At 68.8% G+C, this 14,118-nt stretch carries 14 protein-coding genes; 2 read left to right on the forward strand and 12 right to left on the reverse strand.

Translation table 11 applies throughout. The features are described from left to right. Positions 1 to 91: 91 nt before the first annotated feature. The 5 genes from RN901_RS07075 to RN901_RS07095 form a co-directional block, all read right to left on the reverse strand. Entirely contained in the window at positions 92 to 1,396 is a 1,305-nt protein-coding gene (locus RN901_RS07075; protein WP_310757389.1) for an adenylosuccinate synthase, read from the reverse strand. Positions 1,397 to 1,403: 7 nt separating this feature from the next. After that, entirely contained in the window at positions 1,404 to 2,336 is a 933-nt protein-coding gene (locus RN901_RS07080; RefSeq protein WP_310757391.1) for a Fic family protein, read from the reverse strand. Between the two features lie 28 nt (positions 2,337 to 2,364). Next, complete coding sequence (locus RN901_RS07085; protein WP_310757393.1) at positions 2,365 to 3,258, reverse strand: dihydrodipicolinate synthase family protein; 894 nt, start codon at positions 3,256 to 3,258, stop codon at positions 2,365 to 2,367. Between the two features lie 70 nt (positions 3,259 to 3,328). Then, complete coding sequence (locus tag RN901_RS07090) at positions 3,329 to 3,529, reverse strand: hypothetical protein (RefSeq protein ID WP_310757395.1); 201 nt, start codon at positions 3,527 to 3,529, stop codon at positions 3,329 to 3,331. Between the two features lie 85 nt (positions 3,530 to 3,614). After that, complete coding sequence (locus RN901_RS07095; RefSeq protein WP_310757397.1) at positions 3,615 to 6,011, reverse strand: ATP-binding protein; 2,397 nt, start codon at positions 6,009 to 6,011, stop codon at positions 3,615 to 3,617. A 348-nt stretch (positions 6,012 to 6,359) separates the two neighbouring features. Here RN901_RS07095 and RN901_RS07100 point away from each other — a divergent pair, with 348 nt between their 5' ends. Continuing rightward, positions 6,360 to 6,869: a hypothetical protein gene (locus tag RN901_RS07100; RefSeq protein WP_310757399.1), complete on the forward strand. Its 510-nt coding sequence runs from the start codon at positions 6,360 to 6,362 to the stop codon at positions 6,867 to 6,869. A gap of 232 nt (positions 6,870 to 7,101) precedes the next feature. On the opposite strand, the gene RN901_RS07105 is transcribed toward RN901_RS07100, so the two are convergent. The 7 genes from RN901_RS07105 to RN901_RS07135 are packed head-to-tail and all read right to left on the reverse strand — an operon-like array spanning position 7,102 to position 12,379. After that, a complete protein-coding gene (locus RN901_RS07105) occupies positions 7,102 to 8,148 on the reverse strand; it encodes a D-2-hydroxyacid dehydrogenase (protein WP_310757400.1) in 1,047 nt (348 codons plus the stop codon). A gap of 22 nt (positions 8,149 to 8,170) precedes the next feature. Next, positions 8,171 to 9,247: a tryptophan--tRNA ligase gene (gene trpS / locus RN901_RS07110; RefSeq protein ID WP_310757402.1), complete on the reverse strand. Its 1,077-nt coding sequence runs from the start codon at positions 9,245 to 9,247 to the stop codon at positions 8,171 to 8,173. Then, positions 9,244 to 9,633 (reverse strand): hypothetical protein, encoded by a 390-nt coding sequence (locus RN901_RS07115; RefSeq protein ID WP_310757404.1) that lies wholly within the window; start codon positions 9,631 to 9,633, stop codon positions 9,244 to 9,246. Before RN901_RS07115 ends, trpS begins: the two co-directional genes overlap by 4 nt. Before the next feature lie 37 nt (positions 9,634 to 9,670). Beyond that, on the reverse strand, positions 9,671 to 10,801 hold the full coding sequence (locus RN901_RS07120) for a DUF1611 domain-containing protein (RefSeq protein WP_310757406.1): 1,131 nt from the start codon (positions 10,799 to 10,801) through the stop codon (positions 9,671 to 9,673). After that, positions 10,798 to 11,652 (reverse strand): PspA/IM30 family protein, encoded by an 855-nt coding sequence (locus RN901_RS07125; protein WP_310757408.1) that lies wholly within the window; start codon positions 11,650 to 11,652, stop codon positions 10,798 to 10,800. The genes RN901_RS07120 and RN901_RS07125 overlap by 4 nt, the downstream gene beginning before the upstream one ends. A gap of 29 nt (positions 11,653 to 11,681) precedes the next feature. Beyond that, a complete protein-coding gene (locus tag RN901_RS07130; RefSeq protein ID WP_310757410.1) occupies positions 11,682 to 12,086 on the reverse strand; it encodes a CesT family type III secretion system chaperone in 405 nt (134 codons plus the stop codon). After that, positions 12,086 to 12,379, reverse strand: coding sequence for a hypothetical protein (locus tag RN901_RS07135; RefSeq protein ID WP_310757412.1), 294 nt, complete (start codon positions 12,377 to 12,379; stop codon positions 12,086 to 12,088). Before RN901_RS07135 ends, RN901_RS07130 begins: the two co-directional genes overlap by 1 nt. A 386-nt stretch (positions 12,380 to 12,765) precedes the next feature. On the opposite strand from RN901_RS07135, the gene RN901_RS07140 reads away from it, so the two are divergent. Continuing rightward, on the forward strand, positions 12,766 to 13,989 hold the full coding sequence (locus tag RN901_RS07140) for an integrase arm-type DNA-binding domain-containing protein (protein WP_310757414.1): 1,224 nt from the start codon (positions 12,766 to 12,768) through the stop codon (positions 13,987 to 13,989). Positions 13,990 to 14,118 lie beyond the last annotated feature (129 nt).

Consider the following 14,118-nt stretch of genomic DNA (forward strand, 5'->3'; position numbering starts at 1 on the left):
GAGAAGGCGCCGACCGCCCGCACCCGATCCGTATTGAGCCGCGCAGTTTAGGGACTTTCGCGACTTCAGGCAACGAATCCGGGCAACGAATTCAGGCGGCGGCCGCCGCGGACAGCGCAATCGTCTCGCGCCGGGCGGCGCCGACACCCACGAAGCGGATCGGCGTGGCGCAAACCTCCTCGATCCGGGCGAGGTAGCGGCGGGCGGGATCCGGGAGGTCGCCGAGGGTCCGGCACCCGGTCGTGTCCGTGTTCCAGCCCGCCCAGCGCTCGTACACCGGACGCACGCGGGCGAGATCCGCGACGGAGTCCGGGAACGAGGCGATCGGCGCCCCGTCGAGTTCGTAGCCGGTCGAGAGCCGGATCGTCTCGAACGTGTCGAGCACGTCCAGCTTCGTGACCGCGAGGCCGGTGAGGCCGTTCACGCCGGCCGCATAGCGGGCGACGCTGCCATCGAACCAGCCGGGGCGGCGGGGGCGGCCGGTGGTCGCGCCGAACTCGCCGCCGAGCTGCCGCAGGCGTTCGGCCTCCGCCTCCGGGAGTTCCGTCGGCAGCGGGCCTTCGCCCACGCGCGTGATGTAGGCCTTCACCACGCCGATCACCTCGTCGATCAGCGTGGGCCCGATCCCGACTCCGGAAGCGGCGCCGCCCGCCGTCGTCGTCGAGGAGGTGACGAACGGATACGTCCCGTGGTCGATGTCGAGGAGCGCCCCCTGCGCCCCCTCGAGCAGGACCCGCCCCCCCGAAGCGAGCCCGCCGCGGATCTCGTCCCCCGCGTCCGTCAACAGCGCCACCATCGTCGGGCGGACCGTCTCCAATTGCGACATCACCTCGTCCGCGTCCACGCGGCGCTCGTCGCCGAGTCCCGCCAGCGTGACGTTCGCGCGCACGGCCGCCCCCGCCACGATCTCGCGCGTGCGGTCCAGGTTGCGCAGATCGCCGACGCGGAGCCCCGTGCGGGAGATCTTGTCGCGGTACGCCGGACCGATTCCCCGCCCCGTCGTCCCGATCTTCTTCGAGCCCCGGCTGTCCTCCTGCGCCGCATCGAGCAGCCGGTGATAGGGGAGGACGAGATGCGCGCGCCGGCTCAGCCCCAGGCGCCCGTCGAGATCGATCCCGCGGTCCCGGAGCGCGTCCATCTCCCGCGCCAGCACCCACGGATCCACGACGACCCCGTTGCCGAGGAGGCAGCGCGTGTCCGGATTCAGGATCCCGGAGGGGATGAGGTGGAGGATGAACTCCTCCTCGTCCGCCCCCTCGCCCACGCGCACCGTGTGCCCCGCGTTCGCGCCCCCCTGATAGCGCGCCACGATCGTGGCCTGCTCCGCGAGCACGTCCACGATCTTCCCCTTCCCTTCGTCTCCCCACTGCGCCCCCACCACAACGACGCAACGCACCCTGTCACTAAACACGTGTCTCTTGTTTCCTCTCTACGCCGGATCGGGCTGTTGCGACATCGTTCGGATTGCGTCCATGACGGCGCGACAAATGGTCTCGACTCTGCCCCGGTCGCCGAGACCTATCGATGTACTCGGGGTTCCCGACCGGCTCCCCAGCGGCCGCGCGGACGCCGACATGGAGCGACCACAGGAGTTGAATCCGCATGAGGTCCGTGAGCGGCCGGCCGTTTCCCGCATCCGCCTGGCGGAGGGCCCCAAAGTAGCGATCTCGGTCCGTGCTCGGGATCACGATGGGAAGCAGGTCTTTGCGGAGCAGGATGTAGTTGGTGATCAGTCGCGCCGTGCGTCCGTTTCCGTCGTCGAAGGGATGGATGTTCGCGAACGACCAGTGCGATTCGGCCAGGAACTCGGGGAGCGGGTAATCCTTGCGCTCCAGATCGATCCGTAACCGGCGTACCCATTCCTCCATCCGCGCGGGCGTCTCCTCGGGTTCCGCGAACCGGTGAAGTTCCCCCGTGCGCGTCTTCACGTGGTTCGGCTGCGTCTTGTACTTCCCGGGCTCGATCCACTTGCGCGTCGTGTCACCGTCGGGGGTCTCGACCCACTTCCAGAAGGGTTCCTTGAGGAGAATTCGGTTCAGATCTCTGACGTCACCTTCCGTCAGGGGTTGTTCGTCGGTTGCGAGTCTGCGGACATGGCCGATCGCAACGTCGTGCGCCTTCATCTCCTCGTAGTCGCGAAGTGGATGAGAGCCCGCGGTCTGGTCGTGGATCAGGAGAAGCTCCGTCTCAGCGTAGGTGAGCGTGTTCCCCTCGATGTGGTTGCTGTTGTAGTTCCACTCGAGGCGGAGCTTCTGCCACAGACGTTCCTCGTCCTCGGGCGCGATCTCCTCGCGAACCCGGTGCCATTCCGCGATGGCGGCGTCGAGTTCGTTCATCGCGCGGTCTGGAGATCTGCCGTCGGGGTCAGGCGGAGACGCCGAGGGCGGCGGCTTCGAGGGCGGCGTCGACCTTGGCGAGCTTGGCGGCGTCGGCGGGCTGCAGGGGGCTGCGGGGCACGCCGCCGTAGAGGCCGAGGCGGTCGAGCGCGGCCTTCACCGCGGCGATGCCTCCCTCCGCCACGAGGCTCTTGTGGAGCGGCGCCACGCGTTCCTGCATGGCGCCGGCGCGGCGGTGGTCGCCCTCCTTCCAGGCGTCGTAGATCTGGCAGCAGGAGCGGGTCGCGATCACGGCCACGCCCAGAATGCCGCCGGCCGCCCCGGCCTCGAGCGCCGCGTAGAGGAGCGCGCCGGAGCCCACGAGCACCTGCGCGTTGCGGCCGCACGCCTCGATGAGTTGGCCGAGGTTGCGGAGGTCGCCCGAGGAGTCCTTGATCCCGATGATGTTGGGGTGTTCGACAAGCCGGCCCACGAGATCCGGCGTCAGGTGCACGGGCACGAACTGGGGGATGTGGTAGAGGACGACCGGCACGGGCGACGCATCGGCCACCGCGAGAAAGTGATCGCGCACGACGTCCGGCCGCATCGCCTTCAGGTAGTAGGAGCCGGAGCGCACGAGGACGGCGTTCGCGCCAAGCCCGGCCACCTCGCGGGTCACGGAGATCACCTCGCGCGTGGACTCGGCCCCCGTCCCGACCGTGAGCGTGCGGTCTCCGATGCGCGCGGCGGTCGTCTCCACCAGCGCGCACAACTCACGGCGGTCGAGCAGCGGCGCTTCCCCCGTGGAACCGGCTACCACGATCCCGGCAATGGGGTGCGAGAGCCACTCGCGCAGGTTGTTGTCGAACGCGTCGAGCGCCAGCTCGCCATCCTCGCCGAACGGCGTGGCCACGGGCGGATGTACACCGGAAAGATCTCTCATGGGACTTCCGAAGTTAGGGTCGGTCGCGGGTCATGGACGTTCCCGCGGGAACGTCTTCGGGGCTCACGCCTCAGGCGGAGTGGCTCTGCGCCTCTCCATCCCGGCGGCTGAAGCCTTCGAACAGTCCTTCGATCCGGGCGATGCGTTCGCGCAGACCCGCCACATCGCGGATCAGGCCCGTCAGGTCGCGGCGGATCCCCATCAGCACCGGCGTGAATATGCCGATGAGCGCGATGGCCACCCCGATGATTGTCCAACCTTCTGCCGTCATCACCGCCTCCTCGTGTCTCGGGTTCGTTGGTGTCTCGAACCCAAGTTCCGGGCAGGGCTCAATGTGGTGTCATCGGGGGCCGCCTTCAAGGTAGCGGGAAGGGTCCGGAGACGTCCGGCGAACTCGTGTCGTCCGGTTCGGGCATGCGGTAGCCGACGCCGCGCTCGTTTCGGATGTAGGCGGCGCGGGTCCCGTCCTCGCCCAGCTTTCGCCGGAGCCGCTTGACGACGGCGTGGACGAGCTTCGGGGCGCGGTGGTCCGGACTCCGCCCCCAGGCCCGGCGGAACAGGGAACGGTACGTGGACACCCGCCCCGCGTTTACGGACAGCACGCGCAGCACCTCGTACTCCGTGGCCGTCAGTTCCAGCGGGCGCCCGGCCAGGGCCACTTGGCGCCGTTCGTAGTCGATCGCGAGTTGTCCGAGCACGAAGCGTTGGGGTTCGGCATGCTTTCTCAGCGCGGCGCGGACTCTCGCCGTAAGCTCCGTGGGAGAAAACGGTTTGACGATGTAGTCGGCGGCGCCGGCGCCGAGGGCCCGGGCGATGGTCTCGTCCCGTCCGTAGGCGGAGATGAAGATGACCGGCAGATCGGCCAGCTCCGGAACGTGCTCCATCAGCTCGATCCCGTCGGTCCCGGAGAGCATGAGATCGAGCAGGACCAGATGGGGTTTCTCGGCGTGGATGACATGTGACAGTTCCCGGTGGTCCCCGGTCACGGCCGTGGCGTAGCCCTCGGCGGTGAGCACGTCGCGGACATGGCGCAGCGCCTGCGGATCGTCGTCCACCACGAGGATGCGCGCCTGTGCCCGGCGCGGTCGGCGCGGGCCCGCCGGAGCCCGGGCAGCGTCCGCCGCTCGAGGGTCGCCGCCGGCAGGTTCGGCCACCGGGACCGTGAACGTGAACTCGGCGCCCTGGCCTTCCCCACCGCTCCTGGCCCAGATGCGCCCGCCGTGAGCCTCGACGAGTCCCTTGCAGATGGCCAGGCCCAGACCGCCTTCCAGATTCTGCCTGGTATCCCTGGTGCCGGCGTGCTTCCGGAACAGGTGCGGGAGGCGCCCGGGCGGAATGCCCCGGCCGTTGTCGGCGACCGAGATCGCAACGTGAGCGCCTTCGTGCCGTCCGGAAACCCGGATGGGCGACGACTCCGGAGAGTGCCTGGCGGCATTGGCAAGGAGGTTGTTCAGCACCTGCACGATGCGTTGCCGATCCGCCGACACGCGAGGCAGTTCCTCGGGAAGGTCGACGTGAATCGTGTGCCGGGCGCCCCCGTTCAGGAAGGTGCTCCTCGCCTGGTCGACGAGCGTGCCCACGTCGGAGGATTCGGTCGACACCGACAATGTGCCCGTGGCGATGCGTCCGGCGTCCAGCAGATCGCCGATGAGGCCGCTCATCTGATCGGCCTGCGCATCGATGATGCGGAAGAACTGCAGCATTTCGGGCGTGGCGAAGCCCGGTGAAGCACCGAGCACGGTGGCCGTCGATCCCTTGATCGAAGTGAGCGGCGCGCGCAACTCGTGACTCACGATGGCGAGGAACTCCGTCCGCATCCGCTCGAGTTCCTCGAATGGCGCCAGATCCTGCATCGTGACCACCACCGATCCGACCGCGTTCCCGGCCGCCCGGATCGGCGTGACGTTGACCAGTGTCGTCACGCTCCGGCCGTCGGGGACCGAGAGCGTCATCTCCTCGGCGCGGACCGTCTCGCCGTCGCTCAGTTGCCGTGCCATCGGGACCTCCGCCAGGGAGACCTCCCGCCCATCGGCGCGCTGACACGTGATCACTTCCAGCAGTTCCTCGACGGCGCGTCCGGGCGAGTTCAGGCCCTCGACGATGCGCCGCGCCTCCCGATTGAACGATAGCGGGTTGCCCGTCTCGGCATCGAAGACCACCACGCCGACGGGCGACGTCTCGATCAGCGTCTCCAGGTCAGCGCGCGCCCGGCGCTCCTCGCGGTGCGCGCGGGCGTTGGCGAGGGCGGTCGCGGCCTGCGAGGCGAACAGCAACAGGACCTCTTCGTCGGCGCTCGTGAACTCCTCCCCACCCTCCTTCCCGGCAAGAAAGAAGCTGCCGACGTCCACGCCCCGGTACTTCATTGGCGCGACCAGCATCGCCGTGGGCCAGATGAGATCCGACGAAAGCCCGAGCGACCCCACGTAGGCCTGCAGGTCCGCCAGCCGCAGCGGCGCCGCAAGGTCCCGGAAATGCGCGAAGAGGCGTGGTGAGTCCGGCCACGCCGCAATCTCGCGGTCTTCGTCGGGCGTGAAACCGGAGGCGACGAACTCCGCGACACCTCCGGTGTGGTCGACCGTCGCGATCATGCCGTAGCGGGCCGCCGTCAGAGCGCGGGCGCTGTCGACGACCTCCCGAAGCACGGTGTCCAGGTCGAGGCTGTCGCTGACGCGGAGTACGGCGGCGCTCAGGCGGGAGACACGCTCCTGGAGCACTTCGATCTGTCGCCGTAGCGCCTTGGCATCATCTGTCATCGGCCGCCCCATGGGAGTCGGTGCGGGCGACCGGGTCGGAAAACGCGGCATATCGGCGAAACGTCGTCGGCATATGGATCCCTGTCGCCCAAAGATCGCATACGATCGGCTATCATATAGGCGTTGGGTTGGCCGTTGGGCCAGCGCTCAAGATCGAAAGAGGCGTCCTCCGGCTCGCCGGACGCTTCTGAGGGGATTTGGGCGGTGTCTGCATGACCGCAAGGCTTGCGGCGGGCCTCCTCGGCTCGGCATAGCGCCGTCCTTTCCCCTCCCACCGGTGGTCGCAGCGAGTATTGGTGAGGACCAGCCGGAGGAGGTAGAGGACTGAACAACGTCGCGAAATTGACGGTGGCGGTGGTTGTCGCGGTGGCCTGCGTGGCGCTGAACCCTGCCTTCGCTGTGGCGCAGGAGCCGGATGAGCGGATTCGCGTAACGCTTCCGTCAAGCACGGTGATCGGTTCATTCGTCGAGATGCGACAGGGTGAGTTAATCCTCCGGGATGAAGGGGGGACACGATCGATCGCGCTCGACGCGATTCGACGGATAGAGCGCCATACCGAGCGTCGTCCCTACGCGAAGGGGGTACTGATTGGTGCGGGGTCCGGCGTTGCGGCTGCGGGGCTGCTTGGCCTTGTCAACCCTGAGCTTTACGAGGATGATTGGCTGTTCAGCGGCGCGGAGACGTTCGGACTTGTGGCTGGCACTTTCGCGGTCATCGGTGCGGGTATTGGCCTGATTACGGCGTCGGTGATTCGGGTTGATGGGTGGGAGGCCATGATCCTGGACTCGAGATCGGACTTATCGATCGGTTTGCACCCAGGATCGAACCTGTTTGTCGGTGGGCGCATTCAGTTCTGAAACGATCCTGATTCCCCGCGGGAGCGTCCGTCGTCGAGAACTTCCTGCAGGATCCGCTCGCCGTAGGGCAGATTCATGTAGTAGTTGACGTTCCCAGTGCTCACCGGACCCTTCCTGCTCCTTCAAGCCCAAGTTGCGGGCGGGGCTCAATGTGGCGTCATCGGGGACCGGCTTCAAGGTAATGGGCGGGTCCGGAGACGTTCCCGCGGGAACGTCGCGGCCAGTCCGGGGCTCAGTAGCCGCGGGTCTTGTCGACCTGGTTTTCGAGGGGGTCGCCGCGCTGGTAGTGGGAGATGTTGCGGACGATCAGGTCCGTCTCGCGCTCCCAGAAGCGGGCCGAGGTGCCGCCCACGTGGGGGGTGACGAGGACGTTCTCGAGGCCCCACAGAGGGTGGTCGGCCGGGAGGGGCTCGGTCTCGAACACGTCCAGCATCGCGCCACGCAGGTGTCCCGTCTCCAGCGCGTGGACGAGCGCGGTCTCATCCACAAGGGTGCCGCGGGCGAGGTTGATGAGCACGGCGCCCGGCTTCATGCGCGCCAGTTCCTCGGTGCCGAGAAGGCCCTCCGTCTCCGGCGTCTCGGGGGCGGTGAGGGCGACGAAGTCCGAGGACTCCAGGAGTTCCGGCAGATGGTCGGGCCCGTGCAGGCGGGTGAGCTCGGGGGGCTTCGGGCCGGCGGTGCGGCGAATGGCCTGAACTCGCATGCCCAGGGCGTGCGCGCGGCGGCCGAGCGCCGATCCGATGCCGCCGTAGCCGATGATGCCGAGCGAGGCCCCGGCCACCTCGCCGGCGGCGGGCGCGGCGTGCAGGGGGCTGCGGGGCGAGTTCAGCGCGGACTGGACCCACTCCCGCTCGCGCTGCGCCCGCACCGCGAGGTCCAGGCCGCGGACGAAGTACAGGATGCCGGCCATGGCATGGTCCGCCAGCGAGTCCGCGTACATGCCCGCCGAGTTCGTGAAGATGACGTCGCTCTCCCGCATCTCCTCGAAGAGCGAGTTCCGCGCCCCGGCCGCGCCCGAGTGGAACCAGCGCAGCCTGCGGGCGGCGCGGAAGACGTCCCGCCGGATCCCCCAGCCGCAGTAGACCTCGGCGTCGGCCACCGCTTCCAGAAGTTCCGGCGGCGTCACGCGCACGCCGTCGCCCGATGCCTCGAGCGCGACGCGCACCGACTCGATCTCCCACTCCGGGTCCAGGGCGCCGCGGATGCGTTCGAACGACCACTCCGGCATCGACCAGTGGGGGGTCTCCGGCGCGTACATCCAGATCACGAAGCGGCGCAAGGCGACTCCCGGCGCTAGGGGCTCAGCCGCCGTCGCCCGCGGTGGCGGCCCCCGCGGTGGCGGCCGCGGCCAGCCCGGGCAGGTCGGCGTCCAGCGTGCGCGGGCCGACGCCCATGCGCTCGCGCACGACTTCCATCGTGCGGGCGGCCTCGGCGCGGGCCCGCTCCGCCCCCGCCGCCAGGATCTCGATCACCCGCTCCGGGTGCGCGCGCAGTTCCGCCGCGCGTTCGCGCACCGGCGCGAGTTCCTCGGCCACGTTGTCCGTGAGCTGCCGCTTGCAGGCGACGCAACCGATCCCCGCCGTCTGGCAGAGGATCTCAATCTCGGCACGGTCCGCCGGATCCGTGAAGAACTCGTGCAGGGCGAAGACGTTGCACACGTGCGGGTTGCCGGGATCGTCCTTCCGCACCCGCGCCGGGTCCGTGACCGCCGTGCGCAGCCGCGCCCACAGTTCGTCCGGCTCGGCGACCATCCGCACCGTGTTGTCCTTCGACTTCGACATCTTCGCCACGCCGTCGAGCCCGCGGACGCGAGCCCCCGTCCCCACCAGCGTCTCCGGTTCCGGGAAGAAGTCCCCGAAGCGCCCGTTCCAGCGCCGCGCCACCTCCCGCGACAGTTCCAGGTGCTGGCGCTGGTCTTCTCCCACCGGCACGAAGTGCGCCCGGTAGAGGAGGATGTCGGCCGCCTGCAGCACCGGGTAGTTGAGGAGACCCGCGTTCACCGACTCCCGACCCTGCGATTTCTCCTTGTACTGCGTCATCCGCCCCAGATCGCCCACCGGGGTGACCGTGTTGAACAGCCACTGGAGTTCGCTGTGGTAGGGGACGTGCGACTGCGCGAAGAGCGTGCAGCGTTCCGGGTCGATCCCCGAGGCCACGAGCGACACCGTGAGATCGAACACGCGCCGCAGCAGATCCTCGCGCTCGTACTCGCGCGTGATCGCGTGCAGGTCGACGATGCAGTAGTAGCACTCGTATTCGTCGACCATCGCCGCCCAGCGCCGGAACACCCCGAGATAGTTCCCGAGATGCGCGTGCCCCGTCGGCTGGATCCCGCTGAACACGCGCTTGCGCGGCCCCGAAGGGGCCCGGTCGGTCATTGCGCGCCGACCTCCAGAGTCTCGTGCGCACGGATCGGCTCGCCCCGTCCCCGGATCTCCTCGCGAAGGGCCGCGATTTCCTCGCGAAGTTCCTCGCGAAGAGCAGAAATTTCCTCGCGAAATTCCGCGCGAAGAGCAGCAATTTCCTCGCGAAATTCCTCGCGAAGAGCCGCCACGTCCTCGCGAATGGCCACCATGTCCTCGCGGAGGGCTACAACGTCCTCCCGAAGATCCTGGACCTGGACCTCGACGCGCGACACGCGGGTGACGAGTTCGAGTTGCGTCGCGTGAAGGGCGTTCGTCCGTTCCCACAGGAGAGAGAAGCCTCCCGCCACGATCATGAGCGCGAGGGTGAGCGAGAGGCTGAGGTTCCACCGCGTGATCATGATCCCGTTCATCCGGTGAACGTAACCGGTCGACGCGTCAGCCGTAACTCGGGGACGCCCGGTGGGCGGCGTGGGCTTGGAGGATGGCTTCTACGAGGGGGGCGGGGCCGAAGCGGATGGGGTCGGTGGCGGGGAGGCCGGTGACGTCGCGGGCGTGGCGGACGGCGGCGCGGGCGTCGTCGTCGGAGATGTCGTAGGTCGCGAGGGAGACGCCGATCACGCGGCCGGGGACGTCGGGGCAGGCCCAGGCGAGCGCGTCCTCGTAGCGGCGGATCACCTCGTCCAGGTCCGGGAGCACGACCCAACTGTGGTTGCCGCCGTAGATGCGGGGGCGGCTCGGCATCCAGGTGAGGATCATCGCGTGCGGCAGCGTGCCGTGCAGGAGGCCGTGCGTGACGCCGGAGTAGCCCGGGTGCATGAGCGACCCCTGGCCTTCGACGAGGACGATGTCGACGCCCTCGCCGTCCTCGCCCCGCGCCGCCTCGAGCGTGAGGCGTTCGGCGGCGCCGGAGATGAAGTCCGACACCACCGCGTCGACCGCGATGCCCGTGCCGGCGATGAGGATCCCCGTCTGTCCCGTGGCCGCGAAGCCGGCGCGCACCCCCCGGGCCTGCAGCGCGCGCTGCAGTTCCAGCGAAACCGTCATCTTCCCGGTGTTGCAGTCCGTGCCGACCGTGAGCACGCGGAACGCGTCGGTCCCCATGGCCCGGCCCGCCCCCACCGGCAGGTCCGGGGGCGGTTTGCGGAGGTCGAACAGCGTACACCCGTGCCGCTCCGCCAGCGCCGCCAGCTCGGGATCGTTGCAGAGGAAGAAGTGAAGGCCGCTGATGATGTCGAGTCCCTCCTCGAGCGCGGCCACGAGCACCGCGCGCCACGCCTCGGGGAGCTGCCCTCCCTGGGGCGCGATCCCCACGAGGAGGGCTTCAGGTCGGGGTTCCGTCGCGAGCGCCTCGGCGAAGGTCGCGACGATGGGGATGTCGCCGCCGAAGCCCAGCGTCTCCTCCACCGTGCGGCCGGCGAAGCGGGAGTCGATGACGGCATTCACCCGCTCCGGCTGGTAGCGCACGGCGGACGAGGCGGTCTTCGCCGTCTCGACCCCGAAGGCCCCCTCCGCGAGAATCGCGAGCCGAGAGGAGGAAAGCCGCTTCCGCCCCGGGCCCGGGCTCATTCGCTCTCGGCCCGCTCCGTCTCGCCGGACTCGCCCAGCAGTTCGAGGAGTTCCGCCTCGGGGATCTCTTCCACGTCATCCCCGCCGGCGGCGTCACCCGCGTCCGACCCGGCATCCGCCTCGGCGTCCTCGCCGGAGCCGAGCGCCTTCACCTCCTCGGGCTCGGCGGAGGGGAGGAGGCCCATGGAGGCCTTCATCTCCAGCAGCTTGTCCTCCACGGCGGCGTCGCCCCCCGCCTCCAGCGCCTTGAACTCGCTGAGCAGCGTGTCGCCGGTGAGTTCCTCGGTGACCTCGGCGCTCGCGAGCGCCTGGCGCTCCGCCTGCTCGATCTTCTCGGTCATCTGGTCGAAGGCGCGGAAGGCGCTCTTGTCGTGGAGCCCCTGCATCGTGTCGTGGATGCGCTTCTGGGCCTCCGCGCGCTTCTGCTTCGCGATGAGGAGGTTCTTCTTGCGCTTCGCCTCCTCGATCTTCGCGTTCAGCTGGCGCAGCGAGTCCTTGAGCTTCTCCGTCTCGTTGCGGTGGTTCTGCCACTGCGCCTCCAGCTCGCGCGCGTGCTCCGCGTGCTCCTGCCCGCGCACGAGCGCCTGGCGCGCGAGGTCGTCGCGGCCCTCGCGGATCGCGAGCCGCGCCCGCCGCTCCCACTCCTGCGCCGTCGAGCGCGACTCCTCGAACTGCGCCCGCAGCTTGCGCTCGTCGGCGATCGCGACCGCGACCTCCTGCTTCGCCTGCGCGAGCTGGCGGCGCATGTCCTCGATGATCGTGGTGAGCATCTTCTCGGGATTCTCGGCCCGAGCGATGAGGTCGTTGAGGTTCGATCGAATCAGCCGTGAAAGACGGTCCAGGACACCCATGGTGTATGCTCGTTTCCTGTGCTTGCTCTTCAGTCGGTCGATATGTCGGCGGTGAGACTGTCCCAATGGGACGTCAGCGCCAGCGTGAGGCTCTCGAGCGTGGCGCGGAACTCCGAGAAGTCGAGGTTTTCGAGCTCCAGCGTGTCGCTCAGGATGACCTCTCCGTCCTCGAGGCCGTACGCCCCGTGGATGAGGTCCACCGCGTTCAGCTCCAGGAGCCTCCGGTAGAGCGCAAGCTGGTCCTCATCGTCGATCGGGAGGTCGCGGATGTCCGCGCGACACACGAGAACGGGCGGCTGGTAGTTCACCAGAATCCTCGGCTGCCGCTCCGCGCTCGCTCCGTTGGGGTGGACGATCCACAGTCCCTCGTCGAGTTCCTGATAGTCCGCTTCGGTGCGGATGAGGAAGCTCTCTATGTCTTCTCTGTTCAGCATCAGCTCGGTCCCCGCAGTCGTGAATCGGGTCGCCCTTCCGGGCGAGACTCATCCGATGGCGCCCCGCCCGCGAGTCCGCCGCCCTCGAGGAGGCGGGTCATGAAGCGCTGCTCCTCCGTCAACTGGTCCACCTGGCTCGCCAGCAGCGAGACATGTTCGCGCAGACGCTCGATCTCGTCGTCCCGGCCGGGTTCCACCGGCGTGGGCGAGGGGCGGGCCGCGAACCACTTCTGGGCCACTTCCCCGAACGTGACGAGCGCCACGATGATGATGATGAAGACGAAGACGCTCATCGCCGTCCTTGCCGCAACTGGTACCACCCGGAACCGGCCACCATCGGCGAACCGAACCTACGAGGCCGCCCGTACCGGAGTTTCCCGCGGGCGGCCGCGCGAACGGCCGGCGGCGGGCCATGATAACGCCGGGGCTCGCGCCACGGAACCCGCAGACGAATTCGAAGGGGCCGGCGTCCGGAATAAGCGCTCTCGGCCGCGTTCGTGCGCGCGAAGCCGGGATGTCGCCGCAACGTCGCCAATACGCAGCTACTTGTCGCTCACGGATCGCACGTGGTCGACTATGATATATTGTTCTCGTGCGGGACCAGACCGTGCGGCTCGGTGAATAGACTTCCACGACCATCCGAAGTGCGGCGCGGCTCTATTTGTAGGGAATGATAGACTTGACCTCCTCTCCCGTTCCGGCCCGAAAAGGGAAGCCGGCCCGAAAAGGGAAGCCCAAGGGCCGCCATCCGGACAAGGCGCTCTCGGCCCAGTTCGTCCGCGCGGCACCGCCGGGCCGGTACTGCGACGGCAACACGCTGTACCTGTTCGTCCAGGAGAGCGGAGCCCGGAGTTGGGTCCAGCGCCTCGTCATCCGCGGGCGGCGCCACGACCTCGGACTCGGCAGCGCCGCGCTCGTCTCGCTGGCCGAGGCCCGGGTGAGGGCGCGGGCGAACCGCAAGCTCGCCCGCGAGGGCGGCGACCCCATGGCGGAGAGGCGGCGCGCCCGGGACGTGCCCAGCTTCGCCGAAGCGGCCGCGCGGGTCCTGGCACAGAAGCAGCCCGGCTGGCGCAGCGAGAAACACGGAAGGGACTGGATGTCGAGCCTTGAGCGGTACGCCTTCCCGCGCATCGGCAAGGTGTCGGTGTCGGAGGTAACGAGCGCCGATTTGCTTGAGATCCTCTCTCCCATCTGGTACACGAAGGCGGCCACCGCCCGGGTCGTGCTGCAGCGCATGCGCTCGGTGCTGGACTGGGCGATGGCGATGGAGTTCCGAACCGGCAACCCCTGCGACCAGCTCCGGCCGGTGCTCGGCTCGCAGCACCGCGTGATACGGCACATGCCGGCTCTGCCTCACCGGGACGTCGCAGCGGCCATCCGGGCGGTGCGAGGAACGAGCCGGTCGCCCGCCGGCCCGCTCGCGTTCGAGTTCCTTGTGCTGACGGCGGCGCGATGGGGCGAGGTGCGGTGGGCCGAGTGGGGGGAGATCGATGACGGCGCCAGGGTGTGGACCGTTCCCGCGGCACGCATGAAGGCGAAGCGCGAGCATCGCGTGCCGCTGTGCCGCCGCGCCCTGGAGATCCTCGACCGGGCGCGAGCGCTCGACGACCGCAGTCCGTTCGTGTTCACCCGCGGCGGCGCGAAGCCGCTGTCGGAGAAAACGCTGCGCCGGCTCCTGAAGAAGCAGGAGATCGCGGCGGTGCCGCACGGCTTTCGGTCGAGCTTCCGGGACTGGGCGGCCGAGAAAACGGATCATCCCCGCGAGGTCGTCGAGGCGGCCCTGGCGCACGTCGTGCAGAACAGGGTCGAGGCCGCATACCGGCGCACGGACCTGTTCGAGCGCCGCCGCCACCTCATGAACGACTGGGCCGCCTACCTGGCCGACGACCGGAGTCGCGATTGAGGGGTCGAATGAGGTAACAACGACCGTCAACGAATCATCAAGTCGTTTATAATCAGCGATTTACGATTGCAAATCCGTTGTCACTATCACAGCCGCCGACGCTGCGGGCCTCCAGGCCAACCAGGGCTT

Origin of the sequence: Candidatus Palauibacter soopunensis (assembly GCF_947581735.1) — a bacterium.
Classification (GTDB): domain Bacteria; phylum Gemmatimonadota; class Gemmatimonadetes; order Palauibacterales; family Palauibacteraceae; genus Palauibacter; species Palauibacter soopunensis.